This window comes from Hoeflea phototrophica DFL-43 (genome assembly GCF_000154705.2).
Taxonomy (GTDB): Bacteria; Pseudomonadota; Alphaproteobacteria; order Rhizobiales; family Rhizobiaceae; genus Hoeflea; species Hoeflea phototrophica.
Map to the genome: position 1 here is coordinate 1,196,400 of NZ_CM002917.1, position 26,282 is coordinate 1,222,681.

The window sequence follows — 26,282 nt, forward strand, 5'->3', positions numbered from 1 at the left end:
GGGAAATGGCTTCCCGTTATTTTTGTTGCCGGTCTACTCTCACGATACCGGTGGCTGACACTATTGGACAATTTTCCAGCGGTTGGCCAGTGGGGTTTCGCAAATTGTTCGATTCCTGTTCGTACGGTTTCAAAATCGACATAAAAATGCGCGTGTTTCGGTGCTGGACAATGTGCCAGATTGAGCACAACACTGTGGACAGATGCTTCTCGGCGTCGCGTCAAATTGGATAGAAAAATCTTATGGAACAATTTCTTACACCTCGTGAGCTTCTCACAAAGCTGGTTTCATTTCCTACCGTCAGCCGCGATACCAACCTGCCGCTGGTGGATTGGGTCGAGGAATATCTCGGCAGTCATGGCATCAAGTCCAGGCGTCTCATGAGTCCCTGTGGCGAAAAGGCACATCTTTATGCCCAGGTCGGTCCGGAGATCGATGGCGGTGTCATCTTGTCGGGTCACACCGATGTCGTTCCCGTTGATGGCCAGGCCTGGAGCACCGACCCCTGGACACTCACCGAGCGCGACGGAAAGCTCTTCGGCCGCGGAGCCTGCGACATGAAGGGCTTTGATGCGCTGGCGCTTTACGCCATGACGCGCGCCAAGACCCGTGATCTCAAGCGTCCTCTGCAACTGGCCTTTTCCTTTGACGAAGAGGTTGGCTGCGCCGCCGTGGTTGATCTGGTCGAGGCGATGCTTGGCGAATTGCCGAAAGCGCGCGAGGTTCTGGTGGGTGAGCCGACCATGATGAAGGTGGTTTCAGGCCACAAGGGCGGGCTTGGATACAAGGTCCATGTCCGCGGCTTCGAGGTGCATTCGTCGCTTCTGCCCTATGGCGTGAGCGCGATCATGCAGGCGGCGAAGCTGATCGACTGGGCCAATCAGAAAAATGCCGAAAATGCGGCCAGCGCGCCCTCGGACCTTGCCGCACCGTTTGATCCGCCTTTCACCACGCTGCATGTGGGAACGATAGAAGGCGGCACAGCCCACAATATCACGGCCAAGGACTGCAGTTTCTTCATCGAGTTCCGCTTCGTGCCGGGCGAAAGCCCTGATGACTGGGCGAAAGCGTTTGAGGCGAAGGCCGCCGAACTGACTGCCGAAATGCAGAAGATCCAACCCGACACCGGGATCGATCTCGTCCGTGGCTTCGGGGTTCCCGCGCTGGCGCCTGAAGCTGATGGCGCCGCCGAAGCGCTGGCTCGCCGCCTCACCGGCGACAATGGCAGCCATGTGGTCAGCTACGGCACGGAAGGCAGCCAGTTCCAGACCCGCGGTTACTCCACCGTGATCTGCGGGCCGGGCGACATTGCCCAGGCCCATCAGCCCGACGAGTTCCTGTCGCTCGAGCAACTGGCCGCAGGCGAGGGCTTTATGGATCGCTTGCTCGACCATCTCTGCGCCTGACGGAGCAAAAAGCAGCCTGCTCCGGGCTGGTTAAACTCAGTCCTTGCCGCTATCGAGATACTCGATCACGCAGGGCCGGGGCAGGGTGGAGAGGGCTTCGGCCAGCTCCCCCGGATCCGACACCTGGCGCGAAGGCAGGCCGAAAGCTTTGGCGATGACTGAGAAATCGGGAGCCGACGGCGTCACCCCGATCGGGGTGATGTCAGCGGAAACCATTGAGGTTTCGATTTCCAGATAGCCGGAATTGTTCCAGACCAGAAAGGCCACATCGGCGTTGCAATCGCGCGCGCTGCCGAGTTCTGCCAATGTGAACTGAAAGCCCCCGTCACCCAGAATGGCAACCGCGGGCCGTCCTGGATGACCAAGGGCTGCGCCAATCGCTGCCGGCGCGGCGTATCCAAGCGTTCCGAATCCGCTTGCGGAGTTGAACCAGGATACAGGCCGGGGCGCCTCCACATACATGTTGCCGGCATAGACCAATTGCGTGGAGTCGCCCACGATCGTTGCATCGGGCAGTGTCTTCCAGATGTCCTGAACCATCGCCACGAACTCGAGGTAGCTGTCGCCGATGTCCGTCAGGGCGGATTTGCGCGCCGCAGCCGCTCGCTTTGCGGCATCTGAGGCGGGGGTGTTTTTCGTCCATGCTGCGGAATTGCCGAGCATTGACGCCAGAAAGGCTCCCAGATCAGCCTGGATCGCAAGCGCCGGCTTGGCGCCATGAACAAGTTTTGCGGCGTCGATATCGACGCGTATCAGGTTTGCAGGCAGCTTGAAGCCGCCATCCTCATACATGTCGATGTCGGTGGGTCCCAGCTCCGTGCCCAGAGCCAGCACCAGATCGGACTGGTTCAGCAATTCCCGCACGCTTTCCAGCGATGGGCTCGCCGGCACATCGAGCGCATGACCGGCCATGATCCCGCGGGCATTGATGGTGCTGACCAGCGGCGCGCCAAGCGCTTCTGCAAAGTCGCGCAGTGCATTGGCATGGCGGACCGCGCCGCCACCGGCAAGGATCACCGGGTGGCTGCTTGCGGCGCACAGTTGCGCGGCCGATTCGAGGCTCTCAGGTGAGGCCTGCAACGGTTTGAATCGCGGCATCTCGAAACCCGCATCCGGTGCAGGCAGCTTCATCACATCGGTCGGAATTTCGATATGAACCGGACCGGGCCGTCCGCTTGTCATCACTGAAAAGGCCTTTGCCAGAACCTCGCCAAGCCGTGCCGGTTCCTTAAGCGTGTGCGACCACAGCGCAACGCTGCGCATAAGGCCTGCCTGGTCCGGTAATTCATGCAGATGCCCGTGCCCCTGACCCAGCGTCGCTGTGGCATTGACGCCCGAAATCACCAGCATCGGAATGCTGTCGGCACGTGCCTGTGCCATTGCGGTTAGCACATTGGTCACACCTGGACCGGTGATAAGGAAACACACTCCTGGACGCCCGGTCACCCGCGCATATCCGTCCGCCATGAACCCTGCGCCCTGTTCATGCCGCGGCGTGATGTGCCGGATCTTGCTTTCAGCCAGGCCCCGGTAGAGTTCGATGGTGTGAACGCCCGGAATGCCGAACACCGTGTCCACACCGGCCTGTTCGAGCATGCTGACGAGCGCTTCGCCGACGGAGGGTGTTACGGCGCTCATTGCCGCGCCTCCACGAATGCCGCGATGCGACCACAGGCGGCTTCCACCATTTCATCGGGAACCGTCAGGCTCAGCCGGATCAGATTGCCCGCGTTTTCCCCGAATGAGGAGCCTGGCATCACAGCCACACCATGCTCCAGCAGCCGCCAGGCGAAGCTCTCGCCGTCCAGCCCTGTGGCGGAGACATCGACGATGATGAACATCCCCGCTTGCGGGCGGTAGGGAACCAGGCCCGGAAGCGCTTCAAGCCGGTCGGCAAAAAGGTTGGAACGCCGTTTGTAATCGGTCCGCATCTGCTTCGATGTGGCAATGTCGGAGTTGAGCGCAAAGGCGGTCATGTCGGCGATGAAAGGCTGGTTGCCGAACAGCATGGTTTCCGACAGCGGCAGCAGTTTTTCGCAGAACTCACGTGGGCCGACCGCCCATCCGCTGCGGAATCCGGGTGCGGCATGGGACTTCGAGATCGAGGACAGCGCTATGGTCCGCTCGGCGAGTGCGGGATCGTCAAATGGCGAGGCGAAAACGCCGTCAAACACCAGCTCCTCATAGACCTCGTCGGAAACGATCCAGAGATCATGCGCCTTGCACACAGCCCCGATGCGCGAGATCTCCTCGGCGCTGAGAACCGCGCCGCTGGGGTTCTGCGGTGAGTTCAGCAGCAGCACCCGTGATTTTGGCGTGATCGCAGCCTCGAGATCCTCGGCGCTGAGCCGGAAGCCGTTTTCCGCCTTCAGCGGAACCGATTCCCGATGCGCACCGCTGGCCCGGATGACCCCTTCATAGGTGGCGTAGAACGGATCGCCGACAAGCACTCCGTCGCCCGGTCCGGTCAAGCCCATCAGTGTGGCGAACAACGCCGTCTGAGTGCCCGGGAAGCACATCACATTGGAGGTGTCGACGCCCGCGCGCCGGCGTGCATAGCGCGCGGCGATCGCTTCGAGCAGCTCCGGTTCGCCGCGGCCGCTGGAATAGCCGGTCCGGCCCGCAATCATCGACCGGTGACAGACTTCGAAGAGTTGCGGATCGGGCGGAAGGTCGGGCTCTCCGATGGTAAGCTCGATGATGTCCGCGCCTTCGCGCTTCATCTCCCGGCAGCGTTGGTGGATGGCCCATTTCGCACCACCTGTGTCGGCAAGACGGTCTGTAATCGCCGCATATTGCATGATGGTCATTCCCTGAAGGTTTTCGCGTCAATTCCGAGCACTGTTGCCACGGAATCAAGTGCGATCCGCACCACGTCGAGTTTTGAAAAGTCATCGCCGCCCATGGATATTTCGATCCAGAGCCCGTCCAGAAGCGCGTTGATGACAATGGCTTTCTGCAGCACCTGCTGCTTGCTGAGCCTGGATCCCTGTTCGGCCATGGCTTCACCGACCAGACGCTCGATCAGGTCACGGAACGCCTGATAGCCTTCCCGGTGCACCTCAGCCATGACCGGGTCGGAGTGAACCGTGCCGATGAAGGAGGCCCAGATCGATAGCGCCCGACCGTCCGCCACCGGTGGAGTCACGCTGGCGCGTACCAGGCCGGCAAGCCGGGATATGGCGGAACCATTTCCGCAACCGGCTTCAGCGGCAGCAATCAGTTCGGCAATGAACTGTTTGTATGCCGCGCTGACCATCCGTTCCTTGTTGTCGAAGTAACGCCGGATCAGACCCGGTGTGACGCCGGCACGCAACGCCACTTCCCGCACGGTCGCGCCGGCGAGCCCGAGTTCCGCGATGCTGTCGAGCGTGGCCGCGATCAGATCTTGCTGCCGCACGGCTTCCGGCTCCCGATGGAATGGACGCCGTGTCATGGCCTTCTCCTCAAGCCCGCCAGACTGGACGAGTAAGGCAGGTCGGGCCGCCTTCACACGGGATGCAGAGCGCATCGGCGGCAAAACTTGTGACCTTGCATCCGGCCTGTTCCATCAATGCCCGGGTCTTGGGAAATCCCTCGACCATGAGCACATTGCCGGGAGTCAGGGCCAGCACATTGAGATTGAGGCCGTTGGAGGCGTCGAATTCGTCACGCGGCGCCTCCACCAGCGTGTAGCCCCTGTCTTTCAGCAACTGCCAGAAACCGACAGGCAGCATCGGTGCGAACACCAGGGCAAGTTTTTCATCAAGCGGCGACATGACCGACATCAGATGCAGGCAGGCCTCCGCGCCATTGCCGAGCGGCAAGTCGTAGCCCAGAACGCTCACCCCCAGTGGTGCCAGAATCTTGGAGAGCTGTTCGATGCCCGCTTGATTGGTGCGCACGCCGCGGCCGACAGCGAGTGTTTTCGAATCGACCCAGATGCAGTCGCCGCCCTCAACCGAGCCAGGCGCGGAAATCTTGCCCAGAATCGGAATTCCCGCCACCTGGTAGGCCGCTTCGTGCAGATCGGGCTCTTTCATCCGGCCGGGCTTCCCCATGCGCAGGATGACCGCGCCCTTGTCGGTCATCAGCGACGGGTCATGGGTGAACATCGCATCCGCCAGCCCGTCGCCATTGTCCTCAAGCCAGATGATCTCGGCGCCGGAGGCCGCAACATGATCGGCAAACACACCGAACTGTGCCACCGCCTTCGCGCCGTCAAAGCCGGGGCCGTAGTGCCAATCCTCTGCCTTGGCCGAAATCAGGCTGTCACCGGGCCGGCGCATCAGCACCCGCTTGAGCGCGGGCGTCATCGATTGAGATCCGTATGTCATGGGAAGGTCCAGTATGAGGATATGAAGATGATGAAATTATACACTTGATTAATTACTCCGCAAGGGCCACGATTGATCAAAATCGCTCCCGACGGAGCATCAGAGGGAACGAATGAGCAGTCTGCAATCCGGCTCTTCAGCCAGTTCAAACGAAACCCCGCCGGCCGTGGATATTGACGGCCTGCACAAATGGTTTGGTGACCTTGAAGTGCTCAAGGGTGTTTCGCTGTCGGCGCAAAATGGCGATGTCGTCGCCATCATCGGCGGCTCGGGGTCCGGCAAGTCCACCATGCTGCGGTGTGTCAACATGTTGGAGCTGCCGACCAAGGGCAAAATCAGCATTCAGGGCGAAACAATCTCCATGAAACCCGATGGCCGGGGCGGTTTGCAGCCGGCCAATGCTGCCCAGCTTCGCCGCATCCGCACCAGGCTTGCGATGGTGTTTCAAAGCTTCAATCTCTGGCAGCATATGACCGTGCTTGGCAACATCATTGAAGCGCCGGTGCAGGTCATGGGCGTCAAGCGCGATGATGCGATTGCGCGGGCCGAAAAGCTGCTTGACCGTGTCGGCCTGTCCGACAAGCGGGATGTCTACCCTTCCTTTCTCTCCGGTGGTCAGCAACAGCGTGCGGCGATCGCCCGCGCTCTTGCTGTTGAGCCGGACGTGATGCTTTTCGACGAGCCCACCTCGGCGCTTGACCCTGAACTGGTGGGCGAAGTGCTGGCCGTGATCGCCGATCTGGCACGTGAAGGCCGTACCATGCTGTTGGTCACCCATGAAATGAAGTTTGCCCGCGAGGTCGCCAATCAGGTCGTGTTTCTGGCCGACGGGGTCATCGCGGAGCAGGGGCCGCCGGAAACGATTTACAGTGCGCCGAAATCGGAGCGCTTGAAAAAATTCCTTGCGACTGTTCAATAGTCCAAGGCTCAATGGGCAAAGCCCGAAATCTCTAACAGGGGAAACTCTATGAACACCAAGATCATCACAGCAATCGCCGCTTTCGGCATGACGCTTGCGGCCCAAGCGGCTTCCGCTGAAACCGTGCGCGTCGGTGTTGCCGCCGAACCTTACCCGCCGTTCACCGAGCCGGATGCTTCCGGCAACTGGACCGGCTGGGAAATTGAATTCATGAACGCCGTATGCGCCGAAGCCAAGCTCGATTGCGTGGTCACTCCGGTTGCCTGGGACGGCATCATTCCGGCGCTGACCTCGAACAAGATCGACGCCATCATCGGCTCGATGTCGATCACCGAAGAGCGGATGAAAACCATCGATTTCTCCGACAAGTACTACAACACCCCGTCGGTGATCGCGACCGCCAAGGACTCGGGCATCACACCTGATGCTGCTGGCCTCGCCGACAAGATCATCGGCGTTCAGGTTTCCACCATCCACCAGGATTACGTGACCACGCATTTTGGTGACGCAGTTGCCGAGATCAAGGAATATCAGACCCAGGACGAAGCCAACCAGGATCTGGCCGCCGGTCGCGTCGACGCCATCATGGCCGATTCGCTCGCACTTGACGCCTTCGTCAAATCCGACACCTGCTGCGAAATCGTCGGCGCTGTCGAAGATGATCCGGCAATCCTCGGTGCCGGCGTTGGCGTCGGCCTTCGCAAGGGCGACGACGCGCTGCGCGAAAAGTTCAACACCGCCATCGCGACAATCCGCGAGAACGGCACCTATGCCGAATTCTCGAAGGCCTATTTCGACTTCGACATCTACGGCAAGTAATATGCCTGAACTGGCGCCATGCGCTCCAGCCAGGCCGGCGGGTCCAACCTGCCGGCCTGGAATGGTAACTTCAAATGATTGAGTGGGTTGCGGGCCTCGCAGCCTGGGAGCTTCTGGCGCTCGAGCCGCCGGGCTGGGGCGGTGTGCTGCTCAAAGGCCTCGCGGTTTCGCTTCAGGTCGCTGTCGGCGGCTACGTCCTTGGCTTCCTGATCGGCATCGGCGGCGCGGCGGGCAAGCTCTATGGCGGCCCGATCCTGCGGGACATTCTCGATGTCTACACCACCCTGGTGCGCGCCGTGCCGGAACTGGTGCTTATCCTGCTGCTCTATTATGCCGGAACCGATGCGCTCAATCAGTTCATGGCGCTGATCGGTGCCGAACCGATGGACATAAGCGGTCTGGCTGCCGGCATCTTCGTGATCGGGGTGGTGCAGGGTGCATATCAGACAGAAGTCCTTCGCGGCGCCTTCAAGGCCGTGCCCCATGGCCAGATCGAGGCGGCACGCGCCTATGGCATGACGTCGTTCCAGGTGCTTCGGCGTATAACGCTGCCCGGCATGTTGCCGCATGCGGTGCCGGGGCTCGCCAATCTCTGGCTGATCGCCACCAAGGACACAGCGCTGCTGGCCGTTGTCGGTGTCGCGGAGCTGACCCTGGTGACACGACAGGCCGGAGGCACGACCAAATCCTACTTCCTGTTTTTCTTCGCAGCCGGCCTTCTTTATCTGATGGTCACGCTGATCTCCAATGTCGGCATCCGCCGGATTGAACGCTATGCCCGGCGCGGCATGCCGGCGGTGCGCTGATGGGGCCCGAACTCAGAAGCTGGAAAGAGCCGCACCGTCTGGTGCTTCTTGCCATCGGCGTCGGCATCATCATCTTTGCGGCGGTTTACATGCGCTGGGACTGGCTGCCGCGCTATTCGGGACGGCTGGTCGAAGGTGTCGGCACCACATTGTGGCTGTTGTTCCTGACCAGCGCGCTGGGTTTCCTGTTCGCAGTGCCGCTCGGCCTTGCCCAGGCGGCGGGGCCGGTCTGGCTGTCCGCGCCGGCGCGCATGTTCTGCACCGTGATCCGCGGCACACCGCTGCTGTTGCAATTGTGGCTTCTGTATTACGGCCTCGGGTCGCTGTTTGCCTTCTGGCCGGAGATCCGCCAGTCCTGGGCCTGGCCCTATCTGCGCTCGGCGTGGCCTTATGGTGTGCTGGCGCTGACGATGTCCTTCGCGGCCTATGAAGGCGAGGTGATGCGCGGCGCCTTTGCCGGCGTGCCGAAGGGAGAGCTCGAGGCGGGCCGCGCCTATGGCATGTCGCCTTTCACCGTGTTCCGGCGGATCTGGTTGCCGCGTGCCATCCACCGCGCGCTCCCGACACTGGCCGGTGAAACCGTGCTGCAGCTCAAGGCCACGCCGCTGGTCGCCACCATCACCGTGGTCGATGTCTATGCCATCATCTCGCGCGTCCGGCAGGACACCTATCTTACCTATGAGCCGCTGCTGCTGCTGGCGCTGATCTACATGATGCTGACCGGCGTTCTGGTTCTCGCCTTCCGCTGGCTTGAGGCCAGGGTTCCCGTCAAGGGTTAGACCTGCAACGGGATCATCGCGACCGCGTTTGAGAGGCTCCGCGCCGCAAACGGCTTTGTGACGGTGAAAGCCCGAACTGCCGCCGGAAGGCACGGGAAAATGCTGGCTGCGAGGAAAACCCGGTTCGCGAGGCAATGTCGGTCACCGAGAGCGGCGTGTCATTGACCAGCCGGCGCGCTGCGCCCAGCCTCAGCGACAAAAAATATGCGCCAGGCGTCTCGCCCATCTGCCGGGAAAACAATTGCTCAAGTCCGCGCGCCGACATCGAGACCCGCCGGGCAATCGCCGCGATGCTCAGTGGCGCATCGATATGGGTCTCCATGATCCGGACCGCGCGCACCAGCCGCGGATCATCGCGGGAATCGCCGACGATGACATTGACCTGGGGATCGGATGCCGCTCTCAGATCGTCGTGCACGAAGCTGCTCGCCACATCCAGCGCCAGCGGCCGGCCGAGGATGCGCTCGATCAGCTCAACCGCCATGTCAAAGCTCGGCGATGCGCCCGATGTGGTGATGTAGCGGCCGTCCGTCACATATCTATCCGGCTTCAGATCGACATCTGGAAAAGCGGCTGCGAAATCCTCGAAATCCTCCCAATGGGTCGCGGCCCGGTGCTCGTCGAGCAAACCGGCACGCGCCAGCAGCCAGGCACCTGATTCGATGCCGAACACCAGGGTTGCGTTCCGTGCAGCCCGGTAGATATGCGCAATCACCTTTCTGTCTGTGAACCGCGCCGCGCCAAACCCCGCCACCACGGCAAAGATATCGGCGGGACGCGATGGATCGTGCGGGCCCGAAACCGGCCAGGCAATCCCTGCAGAGGTTTCCGGCGCCTCGCCATTGATGGAGACGAACCGCCAGTCAAACACCGTTCGCCCGGCCTGCCGGTTGGCGGCCCTCAGGGGTTCCGCAGTGCTCGCAAGCGTCATCATCGAACTGCCGGGCAGCACCAGAAGATCAACCCGGATCGGCCGGTCCAGAGTTGCAATCTGCGCAAGAGCTTTGCTTTGTGTCATGTAGTCTTCGTAAAATGGAATACATCTGTCTACAAGCCGGGCATGATTGACAAGTCCAAAAAGGAGGATTGGCCGCATGCCCCTGACCATGAACCGCGAGGTTTTCATCACCTGCGCCGTCACCGGATCCGGATCCACACAGGACCGCAGCCCGCATGTGCCGCGCTCGCCCGAGCAGATCGCCAACTCCGCCATCGATGCCGCCAGGGCCGGTGCCGCGATCGTCCATTGCCATGTCCGTGACCCTGAGACCGGTGTACCGCGCCGCGATGTCGCGCTTTACCGCGAAGTCACCGAGCGCATCCGCGAGGCCGAAGTCGACGTGGTTCTCAACCTGACCGCCGGCATGGGTGGTGACATCACCTTCGGACCGACCGAAAAGCCGTTGCCGCTCAATCCGGCAGGCACCGACATGGCCGGTGCGTCAGAACGCATGAAGCACATTCTCGAGTGCCTGCCCGAAATGTGCACGCTGGACTGCGGTACCATGAATTTCGCCGAGGCCGACTATGTCATGACCAACACGCCGGGCATGCTGCGCGCCATGGGCGGCATGATGACCCAGCTTGGCGTCAAGCCGGAAATCGAGGCGTTTGACACCGGTCACCTCTGGTTCGCCAAGGAGCTGGTCAAGGAAGGCGTGCTGGCACCCGACGCGCTGGTGCAGCTCTGCATGGGCGTTCCCTGGGGTGCGCCGGACGATCTCAACACCTTCATGGCCATGGTCAACAATGTGCCTGATGACTGGAACTGGTCGGCCTTTTCGCTCGGCCGCAATCAGATGGCCTACGTCGCAGCCGCCGTGCTGGCCGGCGGCAATGTTCGCGTCGGGCTCGAAGACAATCTCTGGCTCGGCAAGGGCCAGCTCGCCACCAACGCGCAACTGGTCGAGCGCGCGGTGACGATTGTCGAGAACATGGGTGCGCGTGTGATCGGCCCCGCCGAAGTTCGCGAGCGCCTTAATCTCACAAAGCGCGCGCCTGCATCCGCCTGACAACGCTCCCGGGGAGGGGATCATGGACAAGGTCAAGTTCACGGCAATGAAGGATGGCGACCGGGAGGACTATGAGTTCCTCACCCGCCACGAGATCGAGTACGCGTCGAAGACCGCGGCGCGGCTGTTGGATGCGATGGTGGATCTCGATGAAAGCCTGTCGGGCTACCAGGTCACCCGGCTTGGCCATTCGCTGCAGTCGGCCACTCGCGCCTGGCGCGATGGCGCCGATACCGACTGGTTGGTCTCGGCGCTGCTGCATGACATCGGCGACATCTACGCGCCCTACAATCACGATGAATATGCGGCCGCGATCCTCAAACCCTTCGTGCGCGAGCAATGCGCCTGGGTGGTCGAAAAACATGGCGATTTCCAGAAGCTCTATTACGCCCACCTTGTCGGCGGCGACCCGCATGCCCGCGATGCCTACAAGGGTCATGCCTATTACGAGGATTGCGCGACATTCTGCGAGCGCTGGGACCAGGCGAGCTTCGATCCCGACTACCCGCATGAAAGCATCGACTTCTTCCGGCCGCTGGTTGAGGAGGTCTTCGCCCGCAAGGCCTATGACCCCGCCGTGATCCGCGCTGGCGAGCGGGTTGCGCTTGTTGATCCAACTGTTGCCGAAGGGCGAAACGCATGAGTGAAATCAAGACAGCTGCCATCATCGGCGGCGGTGTTATCGGCGGTGGCTGGGCTGCCCGGTTTCTCTTGAATGGCTGGGATGTGGTTGTTTCGGATCCTGATCCGGAGGCCGAACGCAAGGTCGGTGAAGTGCTCGCCAATGCGCGGCGCTCATTGCCTGCGCTGTCGGATGTCAGCGTTCCGAAAGAGGGCAGGCTCAGCTTTGCCGCGTCGCTGGCAGAAGCGGTGGCTGACGCTGACTGGATCCAGGAAAGCGCGCCCGAGCGCCTCGATATCAAGCACAAGGTTTTTGCTGACATCCAGAGCCATTGCCGCGCTGACGCGCTGATCGGCTCCTCCACCTCCGGCTTCAAGCCGTCCGAACTGCAGCAGGGCGCGGCGCGGCCCGAACAGATCTTCGTCGCCCATCCGTTCAACCCGGTCTACCTGCTGCCGGTCATCGAACTCGTCGGCGTCGAGGCAACGCTTCTTCGCGCCCGTGATGTGCTCGATGGCATCGGCATGAAACCGCTGATCGTGCGCAAGGAAATCGACGCCCACATTGCCGACCGGTTCTTGGAAGCGGTCTGGCGCGAGGCGCTGTGGCTGATCAAGGACGGCATCGCCACCACCCAGGAAATCGACGATGTCATCCGTTTCGGCTTCGGCATGCGCTGGGCCCAGATGGGCCTGTTCGAGACCTACCGGATCGCCGGTGGCGAGGCAGGCATGCGCCATTTCATCGCCCAGTTCGGCCCCTGCCTCTCCTGGCCCTGGACCAAGCTGATGGATGTGCCGGAGCTCACCGACGAGTTGACCGACATGATCGCCGGTCAGTCCGACGCCCAGTCCGGCATGCACTCGATCCGCGAACTCGAACGCATCCGCGATGACAATCTGGTCGCGATGATGCGAGCGCTGAAAGGCCGCAACTGGGGCGCGGGCGAGTTGCTCAACGCGCAGGACGCCCGTATCAAGCCGCCGCTGCCAACCACCATCGATCAGCCATTCACCACGCTGAGCCGCGTCATCCCGATCGACTGGATGGATTACAATGGCCACATGAATGAAAGCCGCTACGGTCAGGTGTTTTCTGACGCGGGCGACGTGGTCATGCAGATGGTCGGTGCCGATCCCGATTACATCGCCGGGGGTCTGTCCTATTTCACCGTCTCCAATGAAATCGGCTATCTCAGCGAAACTCATCTGGGCGACGTCATCCATGTCCGCACCCAAGTGCTCGAAGCCCGCGGCAAGAAGCTCAGGCTTTATCACGAGATGATCCGCACCGGGGATGACGAGCTGCTGGCAACCTGCAATCAGCTGCTTCTGCATGTGTCACTCGAAACCCGCCGCACCTGCGAGCCCGAAGGCGAGGTTCTGGCGAAGATCACGGCGCTCGGGGAAGCCCAGTCGAAGCTGCCCAAACCAGCCAGCATGCGGGACTAGGCGATGAGCAAGCGTGTTCTCATTACCGGCGGAGGATCGGGCATTGGCAAGGCGATGGCCGAGACCTTTGCAGCCGAAGGCGCGCGGGTCTTCATCACCGACGTCAACCAAGATGTGCTCGCCGAATGCCCGGACAGCTGGCTGAAAATGGCGGGCGACGCCAGCTCTCCCGAGCATATGCGTGAAGTGTTTGCGCGCATTGCCGGCGAATGGGGCAGCCTTGATGTGCTCTGCGCCAATGCGGGCATTGCCGGTCCCACCGCACTGGTCGAGGATATCGAGCCGGAGGATTTTCGCCGCTGCCTCGCCGTCAATCTCGAAGGTGCGTTTCTGGCCGCCAAATACGCAGCGCCGATGATGAAGGCGCAGAAATCCGGGGTGATCGTCATCACGTCTTCCAATGCCGGTCTCAATGGCTTCCCCAACCGCGCACCCTATGCGGCGGCGAAATGGGCGGAGATCGGCCTGATGAAGACGCTGGCCATGGAGCTTGGCCCCTATGGCATCCGCGCCAATGCGATCGCCCCAGGCTGCGTCGAAGGCCCACGGATTGATGGCGTGATTGCCCGCGAGGCCAAGGCCAAGGGCACAACGCCGGAAATCATCCGCGCAGGCTATGAGGCGGGTGTGTCGATGCGCTCCTTCGTCACCGCGCAGGACGTGGCCAACATGGCGGTGTTCCTGGCTTCCGAGGGCGCGCGGCTGGTCTCCGGCCAGGTGATCGCCGTCGATGGCCATACCGAAAACCCCGACCCGAAGGTGTGAGATAATGGATTTCGGACTGACCCAGGAACAGGACATGATCGTCGAGACGACGAGGTCCTTCGTCGAGAACGAGCTCTACCCGCACGAGGCACAAGTCGAGCGAACCGGCCATCTCGACATGGATCTGGTGCGCGAAATCCAGGGTAAGGCGATTGCCGCCGGGCTTTATGCGGCCAACATCCCGGAAGAATTCGGCGGCGCCGGTCTCGATACGCCGACATGGCTGCTCTACGAGAAGGAACTGGGCCGCGCCAATTACGCGCTGCACTGGACCTGCGTCGCGCGCCCCTCCAACATTCTCTGCGCCGGCACGCCCGAGCAGCGCGCCCGCTATCTCGAGCCCTGCGTGGCCGGCGAGAAATGGGATTGCCTGGCCATGACCGAGCCCGGCGCGGGCTCCGACCTGCGCGGCATGAAGGCCAGCGCGAAGCAGGACGGGTCAGACTGGGTCTTGAACGGCACCAAGCATTTCATTTCTCACGCCGACATCGCCGACTTCACCATTGCCTTCATGGCTACGGGTGAAGAAGACACGCCGCGTGGCAAAAAGAAACTGATCACCGCCTTCTTCGTCGACAAGGGCACGCCCGGTTACGTCGTCCGCGACGGCTATCGCAATGTCTCGCACCGGGGCTACACCAATGCCGTCCTTGAATTCGACAATTGCCGGATCCCGGCAGAAAACGTACTCGGCGAAGTCCACAAGGGCTTCGAGGTCGCCAACACCTGGCTCGGCGCCACCAGGCTGCAGGTCGGCGCCACCTGCCTCGGCCGTGCCGACCGCGCCTTCCGGCACTCGGTTGAATGGGCGGCGACCCGCGAGCAGTTCGGCCAGCCGATCGGCAAGTTCCAGGGCGTCTCCTTCAAGCTCGCCGACATGGCGATGGAGATGAAGGCGGCCGAACTGATGATCATGGAGGCCGGCTGGAAGTTCGATCAGGGCACTGTGTCCGATGCCGACATGGCCATGGCCAAGCTCAAGGCCACCGAAATGCTCGCCATGGTCGCCGACGAGGCGATCCAGATCCATGGCGGCATGGGGCTGATGGACGAGCTGCCGCTCGAACGCATCTGGCGCGATGCCCGCATCGAACGCATCTGGGAAGGCACATCCGAGATTCAGCGCCATATCATCTCCAGGGCGCTGCTGCGCCCGTTTGGAGCCTGAAACCACATGAGCGGCACACTGACGCGATTACTGCGCCCGAAATCGGTGGTCTATATTGGCGGCTCGCAAATTGCCGGCCCCATACGCGCTGCCCGGCGCGCCGGCTATGACGGCGAGATCTGGGTCGTCAATCCGGTTCGCGACGAGATCGAGGGGATCGCCTGCTATGCAGCGATTGCCGATTTGCCGTCGCCGCCTGACGCCGCCGTCGTCGGCCTGTCGCCGGAGCGCTCGATCAAGGCGGTTGGTGAGCTCAGGCAGGCCGGAGCAGGCGGCGCGGTGGTGATGTCGTCGGGTTTTCTCGAACTGGGCACCGATGCCGGACGCGATCTTCAGCAACGGCTTGTCGCCGCCGCGGGCGAAATGGCCTTGCTGGGACCCAATTGCATGGGGCTGATCAATCAGTTCTCAGGGGCTGCGGTCTGGGGCGATGACAACCACATCGAACGCCAGCACGGGCCTGCGGCAGCGATCATTTCGCAAAGCGGCGCGCTGCTGATCGGCATCACCAATGTCGAGCAGGCATTTCCTCTCGGCTTTGCCATCAGCCTGGGCAATCAGGCCGTCACCGGGACGCCCGAACTCATTCATGCGCTTCTCGAAGATGATCGCATCCGCGCCATCGGATTGTATGTCGAGGGCATCAACGACGGCGAAGCCTTCGGCCAGGCATGTCGCGCGGCGTTGATCAAGGGGGTACCGGTGATCGCGCTCAAGGGCGGCGACGGTGCTGACGGCTCGAAGATCTCCCTCAGCCATACGGCATCCATGGTGGTCGAGCGCGATCTCTGGGAATCCTTTTGCACCCGGTTCGGCATCGTCGAGGTTTCCTCGCCCAAGGCGCTGGTCGAAACCTTGAAGCTGCTCACCGTTGGCGGCCTGCCAAAGGGCAACCGGCTCTCCATCGTGTCCTACTCCGGCGGCCTGAACGGCCTTGCCGCCACCCGGTGCGGCAGTCTCGGGCTGAAACTGCCCATGCCCACTCAAGCCAATGGCGCGTTCATACGCGATCTGCTGCCTGAAACGGTCACGCTCAGCAATCCGCTCGATCTCAACATACCCTTCAGCGCCAGCGATGGCAGCATCTCGATGCGCGACACCAAGGGCGTTGCCGATGCGATTGCCGCCTTCGCCGAAGACGTGTCCGACCAGATCGTCTTTTTCATTGATGTCCCGCGTCCCGGCGCCGGCAATCTCGACCGGGTTTGGTGCGATTCCATGGAAGCCCTGATCGAGGTCCGCAACCGCCTCGGCATCCCGGTCTCGGTTGCCGGGATCCTGCCGGAAGGGCTTGCCACGGATTTCAGAAAGCACATGCAGACCAACGGCGTCGCCGCCCTGCTGGGATATTCCGACACGATGGAGGCGCTGGCTGTCAGCGCCAGGATTGCCGCCAACAGGGCCAGGATCCTCAAGCAGAACCGGCCCGAGCCATTGATCGCCGGTGGGGAGCCGCAAGGAGCGATGATGCACAATGAGGCCGTTTCCAAGGCGGCCTTGAAAGCCTTTGGCCTCACCACCCCGCACCATATTGTCGTCCCGATCGAAGATGCGGCGAACGCGGCGTCCAGTCTCGGCTTTCCGGTTACGGTGAAAGTGCACAGCGACACCATCGCCCACAAAGCCCGCATCGGCGGCGTGCACCTCAATCTCGGCGACAGCGCCATGGTCACCGCAGCCGTTGTTTCGATGACCGAAACCGTCTCCCGGGCGGAAGGCGGCCATGCGGTCACCCATGTACTGGTCGAATCCATGATTGCCGGCGCAGAGGCGGAACTGATCCTTGGCATCAAGCGCCATCCGTCGATGGGTCTGGCCTTGATGATCGGCAAGGGCGGCGTTCACGCCGAAGACCTTGCCGTGTTCGAAACGGTATTGCTGCCAATCGACGGGCCGGAGCTTGATCGCGCCTTGCACCGGCTCGGATATCGCAATCATGAGGCCGTCCTGGCTGCGGCCCATGCCGTTGCCAACTACGCCTTGTCCAATGCGGCAGAGCTGGTGACCCTGGATGTCAATCCGCTGCTCATCACAACAGATGGCCAGGCCATTGCAGCCGATGCGCTGATCGTGCTCGGCGGGAAGGTGGCAGGATGACGGGGATGGATCTGTCACACTATATCGGACTTGCGGGTCCGGACTATGAGGTCGATATCGAGCGGGGCAAAATCCGTGAATTCGCCCGCGCCATGGCCGCACCCTTGCCGGATTTCGTGTCGGGTCAATTCCCCGTTGTTCCCGCCACCTTCCTGGTCTGCGCACCCTATACATGGGGATACACGCTTGAGCGTCCGCGCGGCACGGTGTTTGGCGAGATCGACCATGATTTTACGGTATCGCTGCATGCTGAGGAAAGCTTTGCCTTTTTTGGACCGGGCCTGCGCGCGGGAGATCGTTTGACAGCCAGGCCAAGCCTTGAAAAGAGCTGGACAAAAACCGGGGTTCAGGGCGGCAGCATGACATTCCTCACCATGTTGACCGAGTATAAAACGGCGGACGGAACGCTTCGCGCCGAACAGCGCTCGACCAGCGTGACAACGCAACATGCGCCGGGCGACGGCGACGGATGGGCGGCGGAATTGCCGCCCTATGAGCCCGCCTATGATATGCTTGAGCGCAGCAGTCCCTTCAGCGGCATCGAGCGCCAGGCCTTGTCCGAGCTTCGTCTCGACACGGGGCCCGGCCCGGTGAGCGCCGGGCCGTTGTTGATGCAGGATATCGTCAGGTTTCAGGGTGTTGTCGGCGAAGATGATCCGCTCCATCATGATGCGGCCTGGGCCAGGCAGAACGGATATCCCGGGCCCTTTGCACTCGGAACCCACCAGGCCAGCCTGATGGCGGCCTATGCAGCCTACTGGCTGGCGCCGGAGGCTGTCCGCGGCTTCAAGGTGCGGTTTCGCAATATCTGCTGGCCCGGCGACAGGCTGGTCTATGATGGCCGGATATCTGGTCTGGATCCGGGCGCGGGCACAGCACAGGTGCACTTGACCTGCCGGGTTGAAAATGGCCGGCTTGTCAGCGAGGCCTGGATGGAATTTGACTTAAAAGCAAACCAAGGAACCCATCCATGACCGGACCTGTCACAACCAGAATCGTCGGCCACGTGCTGGAAGTCACGCTCGACCGGCCCAAGGCCAATGCTGTCGATCTGGCGACCAGCCGGATCCTCGGCGAGGTGTTCCGCGACTTCCGCGACAACCCGGATCTGCGCGTGGCCATTCTCACCGGTGCCGGTGAGAAATTCTTCTGCCCCGGCTGGGATCTCAAGGCCGCCAATGATGGCGACGCGGTCGATGGCGATTACGGCGTTGGCGGTTTCGGCGGGTTGCAGGAACTGCCGCATATGAACAAGCCGGTGATTTGCGCAGTCAACGGCATCTGCTTTGGCGGAGGGCTCGAAATCGCGCTTTCCTGTGACATCATTCTGGCGGCAGAACACGCCACCTTTGCCTTGCCGGAAATCCGCTCCGGCACGGTGGCCGACGCCGCCTCGATCAAGCTGCCCAAGCGCATTCCCTACCACATAGCCATGGAGATGCTGTTCACCGGCCGCTGGCTTGACGCTGAGGAGGCGCACCGCTGGGGCTTCGTCAACCACATCCATTCCGCCGACCGGTTGATGGTGGAAGCCTGGAAAATGGCGGAACTACTGGCCTCCGGTCCGCCGCTGGTCTTCGCCGCGATCAAGGAAGTGGTGCGCGAAGCCGAGGGCGAGAAATTCCAGGACACCATGAACAAGGTCACCAAACGCCAGCTCAGGACCGTTGACACGCTCTATGGCTCCGAGGACAATCTCGAAGGTTTCCGCGCCTTTTCTGAAAAACGCGACCCGGTCTGGAAGGGCAAATAGAGCGGGCGATGCGGCTTAAATCTTGGTGTGCATCTGGTAGCCCGGTGCAAAGGTCAGCCGCACCGAGGTGATCACCAGCCCCTCGTTCCAGGTGCTGCGATCAATGACGAACAGGCCTTCGCCTTCCTTGCAGCCGAGGATTTCTGCCTCGCGCGGCCCTGCGGTCATCGCCGAAAAGGAAAAATCCCCGCCCTCGAAGGGCACATTGGCCACCAGCCATTCATTGGCGCTCTTCACTGTGAGATCGGCAGCTTCGATGCCGGGCACGGCTTCCGGATTGATCCAGCGATCACCAAACACATAAGGCTTGCCGTCAGCCAGATGCAGCGTCACCAGGTGGATCAGCGTGATGCCCTGTTCGACCTGCATCCGCGCCCGGATACCCGAGGGCGGTACCGCGCGTTCCTGGGTGAGGACCGTGTGGCGGTAGGTCTGACCCTTGCCTTCGATCTCGTGGCGGATCACCGGAATGTCCAGAGTTGCCTTGCGCACCGGGTTGAGCGCCACCCGCGTGCCTGCCTTGCGGCGGCGATCCAGCAACCCGGATTCGGCAAGTGCGCGCAGCGCCCGGTTGACCGTGGCCCGGGCGCAACCGAATTCGATCGCCAGTTCCGCCTCGTTCGGAATGAAATCTCCCGGCTTCCATTCGCGCGCATTGATCCGGCGCAGCACCTCCGCCTGCACCGATTGCCAGCTGTTGAATTCTCCCCCGCTCAAATGGCCTCTCCAAGCTCCTTCATCGTCCACGCATAGGCCGAGACGATGGCCTCCCGCTTCACATGTTTGCCGCCCGTCACCATGTGACGCCCCGCCGACCAGACATCTCCTACCATGCGGTCGTCGCCGGCGAATATATAACAATCGAGAATGGTGTCGCCGCTTCTGCCGATCAGATCCACAGCATCTGCATTCAGCGCCATCAGATCGGCCAGCTTGCCGGTGGCGATAGAACCATTGTCGCGCGCCGATACCGAAGCGCCGCCGGCATTGATCGCATCGAACAGCCGTCGTCCTGTGGATTTGTCCACGCTCGCCAGCGCCGCGCGGGAATGATCGCGCAACCGCTGCGAATGATCCAGCGTGCGGAGTTCTTCTGACAGCGAAATGCGGATGTTGGAATCTGATCCCACCGCAATCGGCCCACCCGCATCGAACCAGCGCACGCCATCGAAAATGCCGTCGCCGAGGCTGGACTCGGTAATCGGGCACAGCCCCGCCACAGCACCGCTCCTGGCCAGACCCTCGGTTTCATGCGGCAGCATCTGGGTGCAATGGATGAAGCAGTGCCGCGCATCAAGATCCATCGTGTCGAGCACCAGTTCCACCGGGCGCTTGCCGTGGGCTGCGGCAATTTCCTCAACCTCGGCGATCTGCTCTGCCAGATGCATGTGCAGCGGATTGGTTCCCGCCAGCACCGCATGATGATGAAGGTCCTCGGCAGCAACGGCACGCAGGCTGTGTGGCGCAACGCCGATGCGGCTGTCACCGGTAAGCCGTGCCATCACCTCTGCTGATTTCGCATGCAGCTCCGCATAGGCATCGAGCGTGTTGCCGAATCGGATCTGACCGGGTCCAAGCGCGCGCCGGTCGCAGCCGCCATATTGATAATGCACGGGAAGCAAGGTCAGCCCGATGCCGGTCAGTGCACTGGCAGCCGCGATCCGTTCGGCCATCTCGGCGATATTGGCATAGGGCACGCCGCCGGGCTGATGGTGCAAATAGTGGAACTCAACATTGGCGGAATACCCGGCCTCGAGCATTTCCATCTGCACGAAAGCCGCGATCGCCTGGACATGATCCGGCGTCAGCCGGTCGAGAAAGCGGAACATCAACTGCCGCCAGGTCCAGAAGGAATCGGATGGATTGGGTCCGCGCTTTTCGGTCAAGCCTGCCATGGCGCGTTGAAATGCATGGCTGTGGCAATTGGCGGGCGAGGGCAGCAGGATTCCGACCCTGTGACCTTCTTCTGGTTGCCCGGTTTGGACTGATCCGATGGTGCCCGCCGCAGTGATGTCGACCCGCACATTCTCGGCCCATCCGCTCTCCAGTAACGCCTTTTCAGCCCAAATGACCGCCATCGTCTCACGCCTCTTGACAGGTTTTTATGTATATACTTATAGTCAAAATACACGGACATAACAACGGCAAAATCATGCTCCTGACCAACGCAACCCTGGCCGCAATGGATGGCAAGTCAACCTATGGGTTGGTGGAAAAGGCGGCGGTTGCGGTTGAGGACGGGCGAATTGCCTGGGCCGGATTCGAGCAGGATCTGCCCGCCAGTTTGCGTGATCTGGAATCATTGGATCTTGAAGGCCGCCTGGTCACCCCGGCGCTGATTGATTGTCATACTCACGTCGTGCACGGCGGCAACCGGGCGCGCGAATTCGAGATGCGGCTTGAGGGCGCGTCCTATGAAGAGGTGGCGCGCGCCGGCGGAGGGATTGTCTCCACCGTGTCGGCCACGCGGACCACATCCCGGGCTGACCTGCTTGCCGGTGCGCTCAAGCGCGTCGATGCGCTGATCGCCGAGGGCATCTCCACCATCGAGATCAAGTCCGGATACGGGCTCGACATCGAAACCGAACTGAAAATGCTGCGTGCGGCGCGCGACGTTGCGGCAAACCGAAACGTTCGGATCAAGACCAGCTATCTGGCAGCACATGCGGTGTCTGCGGAATACAAGGGCCGCGCCGACGCCTATATAGAAGACGTCTGCATCCCCGGTCTTGAGGCCGCGCATGCCGAGGGGCTGGTGGATGCGGTCGACGGGTTCTGCGAGGGCATCGCCTTTTCCCCCGAACAGATTGCCCGCGTGTTCGACCGCGCCAAGGCGCTTGGCATTCCGCTCAAGCTCCATGCCGAGCAGCTCTCCAATCTCGGCGGCACCCGGCTCGCGGCAAGCTATGGTGCCCTGTCGGCGGATCATCTTGAATACGCCGATGAAGATGACGCCAAGGCCATGGCCGCATCCGGCACTGTTGCAGTCATTCTGCCCGGCGCTTTCTACACTTTGCGCGAAACCGTAGCGCCGCCGATCGATGCATTTCGCAGGCATGGTGTTGCGATGGCGGTTGCCACCGATTGCAATCCGGGCTCTTCGCCGATGGCCTCGCTGCTGCTGGCGATGAACATGGCATGCACCCTGTTCCGGATGACACCTGAAGAGGCGCTCGCCGGTGTGACCCGCAACGCCGCCCGCGCACTCGGTCTTGATGACACGGGCATGATCGCGCCCGGCCTGCGCGCCGACCTCGCGATCTGGGATGTCGAACATCCCGCAGAACTTTCCTACCGCATTGGTTTCAACCCGCTCTTCAAGCGGATTTTTGGAGGCGCCTTGTGACGCTTACGCTTCTCCCCGGTCAGGCGACGCTTGGTCAGCTCGAACAGATCTGGCGCACCGGCGTTGCCGTGGTTCTTGATCATAGCGCCATGCCGGGGATCGAAGCAGCCGCGGCGCTGGTTCGCAAGGCGGCGGAAGGCGATGAGGCGGTCTATGGCGTCAACACCGGTTTCGGCAAGCTGGCCAGCGTGCGCATCAAGCCCGGCGACACGGCGCAGCTGCAGCGCAACCTGATCCTGTCGCATTGCTGCGGCGTCGGCGAGCCGCTGGATGTCGCCACCACACGGCTGATGATGGTGCTCAAGTTGCTGTCCGCCGGGCGCGGCGCGTCGGGTATCACCTGGAAAACACTTTCCGTAATACAGGAAATGCTCGCCAAAGGCGTCACGCCGGTGATCCCGAGCCAGGGCTCGGTCGGTGCGTCGGGCGATCTTGCCCCGCTCGCCCATATGGCGGCAGCGATGATAGGTGAGGGCGAGTCAGTCTATGGCGGCGCGCGCATGCCTGCCGGTGAAGCGCTCTCAAGGGCTGGCATCAAGCCCGCCGTGCTTGCGCCCAAGGAAGGACTCGGCCTGATCAACGGCACGCAGTTTTCAACCGCCTGTGCGCTGGTGGGTTACTTCGGCGCGATCCGCAACCTTGAGGCCAGTGTGGTCTCGTCCTGCCTCTCGACCGACGCGATCATGGGATCGACTGCTCCGCTTGAAGCCGGAATTCACGCCTTCCGCGGCCATCGCGGCCAGATCAATGTCGCCACCGCCATGCGCGCGGTGATGGCGGGCTCGGAAATTCGCGAGAGCCATCGCGACGGCGACACCCGCGTTCAGGATCCCTACTGCATCCGCTGCCAGCCCCAGGTGGCCGGCGCGGCACTCGATCTTCTCCGGTTTGCCGGCCAGACACTGGAGATCGAGGCCAATGCGGTTTCCGACAACCCGCTGGTGCTGGTCGCCGAGGGCAAGATCGTCTCGGGTGGCAATTTTCACGCTGAGCCGGTGGCCTTCGCGGCTGACCAGGTCGCAATTGCCATCGCCGAAATCGGGGCCATCGCCCAGCGCCGTGTGGCCTTGATGGTCGACCCCACACTGTCCTTCGATCTGCCGCCGTTCCTGACGCCGGAACCGGGGTTGAATTCCGGCCTGATGATCGCCGAAGTCACCACCGCAGCGCTGATGAGCGAGAACAAGCATCTGGCCAATCCCTGCTCGACCGATTCCACCCCGACATCAGCCAACCAGGAAGACCATGTCTCCATGGCAGCGCACGGCGCGCGGCGTCTCAAGCGGATGAATGACAATCTCAACGTGATCATCGGCGTCGAACTGCTCTGCGCGGCCCAGGGCGTTGAATTCCGCGCACCGCTGGCGACGAGCCCGGTACTTCAATCCGCAATCGATCTGATCCGCTCGGAAATCGCCACATTGACCGACGACCGCTTTATGGCGGGCGACATTGCCAGTGCCGCCGCAATCGTCGCCGAGGGTAGGGTGCAGGCGCAATGCAAAGTGGCGAACCTGCTCGAAGGGGTGGCGGCATGATCCCTGTCGAGATCAGACGCGGGAACTCACCACTAGTGCTCGGATTGCCGCACAGCGGCACCCATGTGCCCTCCGAGATCTTTGCCCGGCTGACACCGCTCGGCCAGACGCTTGGCGACACCGACTGGCATGTCGACCGGCTCTATGACGGGCTGCTGGACGATGTCACCACCGTGCAAGCCACTTTTCACCGTTATGTTATCGACGCCAACCGCGATCCCTCAGGTGCGAGCCTCTATCCCGGCCAGAACACCACCGGGCTGGTGCCGATGACCAATTTCGACGGTGAACCGCTCTGGATTGAAGAGCCTGATGCCGATGAGATCGAAGCGCGCCGCCTGGCCTGGCACACGCCCTATCATGCAGCACTCGAAGCCGAGCTTGAGCGTGTCAAAGGGATCCACGGTGTGGCGGTGCTCTATGATTGCCACTCGATCCGCTCGCGCGTTCCTTTCCTGTTCGATGGCACTTTGCCGGATTTCAACATCGGCACCAACAATGGCGAGACTTGCACACCGATCATCGAGGCGGTGGTGGCCGGAATCTGCGCTGGTGCGGAAGGCTATTCAAGCGTGGTCAACGGCCGCTTCAAGGGTGGCTGGACCACGCGCCATTACGGCCGGCCGGGCGAGAACATGCACGCCATCCAGATGGAACTTGCGCAGAGTACGCATCTTGCCAACGAGGAGCCTCCCTTCTCCTATGACGGGGCCAAGGCGGAGCGGCTGCGCGTGCACCTCAAGACAATTCTGAATTCAGTTGCTGACCTTGCAGCATCATTGGGAGGCCGATCATGACCAATCCGAGACACAACCAGCGCGATGTCTATCCGCCCACCGGCACCGAGATCACCGCCAAGAGCTGGCTCACCGAAGCCCCGATGCGCATGCTGATGAACAATCTGCATCCCGATGTGGCGGAGAATCCGCATGAGCTGGTGGTCTATGGCGGCATCGGCCGCGCCGCGCGCACCTGGAAGGATTTTGACCAGATTGTCGCGAGCCTCAAGGACCTCAACGAGGACGAGACGCTTGTGGTGCAGTCGGGCAAGCCGGTCGCCGTTGTGCGCACCCATGTCGATGCGCCCCGGGTGCTGATCGCGAACTCGAACCTGGTTCCCCATTGGGCCAACTGGGATCATTTCAACGATCTCGACAAGCGCGGGTTGGCCATGTACGGCCAGATGACCGCGGGGTCCTGGATCTATATCGGTACGCAAGGCATCGTTCAGGGCACCTACGAGACCTTCGTGGAAGCCGGCCGCCAGCACTATGGCGGCGACCTCAAGGGCAAATGGATCCTGACCGGCGGTCTCGGTGGCATGGGCGGCGCGCAGCCGCTCGCCGCCGTCATGGCCGGGGCCTGCTGCCTGGCCGTTGAATGCGACGAGACCCGCATCGATTTCCGCCTGCGCACCCGCTATGTCGACGCCAAGGCCCATTCGCTTGATGAAGCGCTGGCCATGATCGACGAGTGGACGAAGGCCGGTGAAGCCAAGTCCGTCGGCCTTCTGGGCAATGCGGCCGATGTCTTCATCGAGCTTGCCGCGCGCATGAAAGCTGGCGGTCCACGCCCCGACATCGTTACCGACCAGACCTCCGCGCATGACCCGCTGCACGGCTACCTGCCGCAGGGCTGGAGCGTGGCGGAATGGCGCGAGAAGCAGGAGAGCGATCCGAAAGCCGTCGAGACCGCAGCCCGCGCCTCGATGAAAGCCCATGTCGCCGCAATGGTGGATTTCTGGAACGCCGGGGTACCGACACTCGATTACGGCAACAACATCCGCCAGGTGGCGCAGGACGAGGGTCTCGAGAATGCCTTCGCGTTCCCCGGCTTTGTGCCCGCCTATATCCGCCCGCTGTTTTGCCGCGGCATCGGTCCGTTCCGCTGGTGCGCGCTCTCGGGCGATCCCGAAGACATCTACAAGACCGACGCCAAGATGAAGGAGCTGTTCCCCGAGAACACGCATCTGCACAACTGGCTCGACATGGCCCGCGAACGCATCGCCTTCCAGGGCCTGCCGGCGCGCATTTGCTGGATTGGCCTTGGCGACCGCCACCGCGCCGGTCTGGCCTTCAACGAGATGGTGGCCTCAGGCGAACTGAGAGCGCCGATCGTCATTGGCCGCGACCACCTTGATTCGGGCTCCGTCGCCTCGCCCAACCGCGAGACCGAAGCCATGAAGGATGGGTCTGACGCCGTCAGCGACTGGCCGCTCCTGAACGCGCTGGTCAACACCGCGTCGGGCGCAACATGGGTCAGCCTGCACCATGGCGGCGGCGTCGGCATGGGCTTCTCGCAGCATTCGGGCATGGTCGTCGTCGCCGACGGCACCGAGGCGTCGGCCAGACGGCTTGAGCGGGTGCTGTGGAACGATCCGGCTTCCGGCGTCTGGCGTCATGCCGATGCCGGCTACGAAATCGCGCTCGATTGCGCGCGCGAAAACGGGCTCAATCTGCCCGGCATACTGGGGTGAAAACGACAA

General features: G+C 62.2%; 24 protein-coding genes. 17 read left to right on the plus strand and 7 right to left on the minus strand.

Features of this window, described 5'->3' with window-relative positions; genetic code table 11:
• Positions 1–242 precede the first annotated feature (242 nt).
• Positions 243–1,406 carry an acetylornithine deacetylase gene (argE, locus tag HPDFL43_RS05580; protein WP_007196302.1) on the plus strand — a complete coding sequence of 388 codons (1,164 nt, stop codon included), beginning with the start codon at positions 243–245 and terminating at the stop codon, positions 1,404–1,406.
• A gap of 36 nt (positions 1,407–1,442) precedes the next feature.
• On the opposite strand, the gene HPDFL43_RS05585 is transcribed toward argE, so the two are convergent.
• From HPDFL43_RS05585 to HPDFL43_RS05600, 4 genes are read right to left on the minus strand one after another with little or no spacing between them, the layout of a single operon-like run.
• Positions 1,443–3,044, minus strand: a complete 1,602-nt coding sequence (locus tag HPDFL43_RS05585; RefSeq protein WP_007196303.1) for a 5-guanidino-2-oxopentanoate decarboxylase — start codon at positions 3,042–3,044, stop codon at positions 1,443–1,445.
• A complete protein-coding gene (locus HPDFL43_RS05590; RefSeq protein WP_040449721.1) occupies positions 3,041–4,207 on the minus strand; it encodes a pyridoxal phosphate-dependent aminotransferase in 1,167 nt (388 codons plus the stop codon). The genes HPDFL43_RS05585 and HPDFL43_RS05590 overlap by 4 nt, the downstream gene beginning before the upstream one ends.
• Positions 4,208–4,212: 5 nt before the next feature.
• Positions 4,213–4,842, minus strand: coding sequence for a TetR/AcrR family transcriptional regulator (locus HPDFL43_RS05595; protein ID WP_007196305.1), 630 nt, complete (start codon positions 4,840–4,842; stop codon positions 4,213–4,215).
• Positions 4,843–4,852: 10 nt separating this feature from the next.
• On the minus strand, positions 4,853–5,701 hold the full coding sequence (locus tag HPDFL43_RS05600) for a dimethylarginine dimethylaminohydrolase family protein (protein ID WP_007196306.1): 849 nt from the start codon (positions 5,699–5,701) through the stop codon (positions 4,853–4,855).
• A gap of 133 nt (positions 5,702–5,834) precedes the next feature.
• On the opposite strand from HPDFL43_RS05600, the gene HPDFL43_RS05605 reads away from it, so the two are divergent.
• From HPDFL43_RS05605 to HPDFL43_RS05620, 4 genes are all read left to right on the plus strand, one after another.
• Positions 5,835–6,641, plus strand: a complete 807-nt coding sequence (locus tag HPDFL43_RS05605) for an ABC transporter ATP-binding protein (protein WP_007196307.1) — start codon at positions 5,835–5,837, stop codon at positions 6,639–6,641.
• 48 nt (positions 6,642–6,689) lie between these two features.
• Positions 6,690–7,460, plus strand: a complete 771-nt coding sequence (locus tag HPDFL43_RS05610; RefSeq protein ID WP_007196308.1) for a transporter substrate-binding domain-containing protein — start codon at positions 6,690–6,692, stop codon at positions 7,458–7,460.
• A gap of 74 nt (positions 7,461–7,534) precedes the next feature.
• Positions 7,535–8,266, plus strand: coding sequence for an ABC transporter permease (locus tag HPDFL43_RS05615; protein WP_007196309.1), 732 nt, complete (start codon positions 7,535–7,537; stop codon positions 8,264–8,266).
• Positions 8,266–9,045: an ABC transporter permease gene (locus HPDFL43_RS05620; protein WP_007196310.1), complete on the plus strand. Its 780-nt coding sequence runs from the start codon at positions 8,266–8,268 to the stop codon at positions 9,043–9,045. The genes HPDFL43_RS05615 and HPDFL43_RS05620 overlap by 1 nt, the downstream gene beginning before the upstream one ends.
• A 13-nt stretch (positions 9,046–9,058) precedes the next feature.
• Here HPDFL43_RS05620 and HPDFL43_RS05625 read toward each other — a convergent pair whose 3' ends face one another.
• Entirely contained in the window at positions 9,059–10,063 is a 1,005-nt protein-coding gene (locus HPDFL43_RS05625) for a GlxA family transcriptional regulator (RefSeq protein ID WP_007196311.1), read from the minus strand.
• 76 nt (positions 10,064–10,139) lie between these two features.
• Between HPDFL43_RS05625 and bcoG the strand changes: the two genes are divergently transcribed.
• The 8 genes from bcoG to HPDFL43_RS05670 are packed head-to-tail and all read left to right on the plus strand — an operon-like array spanning position 10,140 to position 18,913.
• A complete protein-coding gene (gene bcoG / locus HPDFL43_RS05630; RefSeq protein ID WP_007196312.1) occupies positions 10,140–11,057 on the plus strand; it encodes a 3-dehydrocarnitine:acetyl-CoA trimethylamine transferase BcoG in 918 nt (305 codons plus the stop codon).
• Positions 11,058–11,079: 22 nt separating this feature from the next.
• Entirely contained in the window at positions 11,080–11,700 is a 621-nt protein-coding gene (locus HPDFL43_RS05635) for an HD domain-containing protein (protein ID WP_007196313.1), read from the plus strand.
• Positions 11,697–13,130 carry a carnitine 3-dehydrogenase gene (locus HPDFL43_RS05640; protein WP_007196314.1) on the plus strand — a complete coding sequence of 478 codons (1,434 nt, stop codon included), beginning with the start codon at positions 11,697–11,699 and terminating at the stop codon, positions 13,128–13,130. The genes HPDFL43_RS05635 and HPDFL43_RS05640 overlap by 4 nt, the downstream gene beginning before the upstream one ends.
• A gap of 3 nt (positions 13,131–13,133) precedes the next feature.
• Positions 13,134–13,895 carry an SDR family oxidoreductase gene (locus HPDFL43_RS05645; RefSeq protein WP_007196315.1) on the plus strand — a complete coding sequence of 254 codons (762 nt, stop codon included), beginning with the start codon at positions 13,134–13,136 and terminating at the stop codon, positions 13,893–13,895.
• 4 nt (positions 13,896–13,899) lie between these two features.
• Complete coding sequence (locus tag HPDFL43_RS05650) at positions 13,900–15,063, plus strand: acyl-CoA dehydrogenase family protein (RefSeq protein WP_007196316.1); 1,164 nt, start codon at positions 13,900–13,902, stop codon at positions 15,061–15,063.
• 6 nt (positions 15,064–15,069) lie between these two features.
• Entirely contained in the window at positions 15,070–17,160 is a 2,091-nt protein-coding gene (locus HPDFL43_RS05655; protein ID WP_007196317.1) for an acetate--CoA ligase family protein, read from the plus strand.
• Between the two features lie 5 nt (positions 17,161–17,165).
• Positions 17,166–18,134 (plus strand): MaoC family dehydratase, encoded by a 969-nt coding sequence (locus HPDFL43_RS21280; RefSeq protein WP_052093161.1) that lies wholly within the window; start codon positions 17,166–17,168, stop codon positions 18,132–18,134.
• Complete coding sequence (locus tag HPDFL43_RS05670; RefSeq protein WP_007196319.1) at positions 18,131–18,913, plus strand: carnitinyl-CoA dehydratase; 783 nt, start codon at positions 18,131–18,133, stop codon at positions 18,911–18,913. The genes HPDFL43_RS21280 and HPDFL43_RS05670 overlap by 4 nt, the downstream gene beginning before the upstream one ends.
• 15 nt (positions 18,914–18,928) lie before the next feature.
• On the opposite strand, the gene HPDFL43_RS05675 is transcribed toward HPDFL43_RS05670, so the two are convergent.
• Entirely contained in the window at positions 18,929–19,630 is a 702-nt protein-coding gene (locus tag HPDFL43_RS05675) for a histidine utilization transcriptional repressor HutC (RefSeq protein WP_040449087.1), read from the minus strand.
• Positions 19,627–20,991: a formimidoylglutamate deiminase gene (locus tag HPDFL43_RS05680; protein WP_007196321.1), complete on the minus strand. Its 1,365-nt coding sequence runs from the start codon at positions 20,989–20,991 to the stop codon at positions 19,627–19,629. Before HPDFL43_RS05680 ends, HPDFL43_RS05675 begins: the two co-directional genes overlap by 4 nt.
• Positions 20,992–21,065: 74 nt before the next feature.
• On the opposite strand from HPDFL43_RS05680, the gene hutI reads away from it, so the two are divergent.
• The 4 genes from hutI to hutU are packed head-to-tail and all read left to right on the plus strand — an operon-like array spanning position 21,066 to position 26,273.
• Entirely contained in the window at positions 21,066–22,259 is a 1,194-nt protein-coding gene (hutI, locus tag HPDFL43_RS05685; protein ID WP_040449729.1) for an imidazolonepropionase, read from the plus strand.
• Positions 22,256–23,797, plus strand: coding sequence for a histidine ammonia-lyase (hutH, locus tag HPDFL43_RS05690; protein WP_007196323.1), 1,542 nt, complete (start codon positions 22,256–22,258; stop codon positions 23,795–23,797). Before hutI ends, hutH begins: the two co-directional genes overlap by 4 nt.
• Positions 23,794–24,594, plus strand: a complete 801-nt coding sequence (gene hutG / locus HPDFL43_RS05695) for an N-formylglutamate deformylase (RefSeq protein ID WP_007196324.1) — start codon at positions 23,794–23,796, stop codon at positions 24,592–24,594. The genes hutH and hutG overlap by 4 nt, the downstream gene beginning before the upstream one ends.
• Positions 24,591–26,273, plus strand: a complete 1,683-nt coding sequence (gene hutU, locus HPDFL43_RS05700) for a urocanate hydratase (protein WP_007196325.1) — start codon at positions 24,591–24,593, stop codon at positions 26,271–26,273. The genes hutG and hutU overlap by 4 nt, the downstream gene beginning before the upstream one ends.
• Positions 26,274–26,282 lie beyond the last annotated feature (9 nt).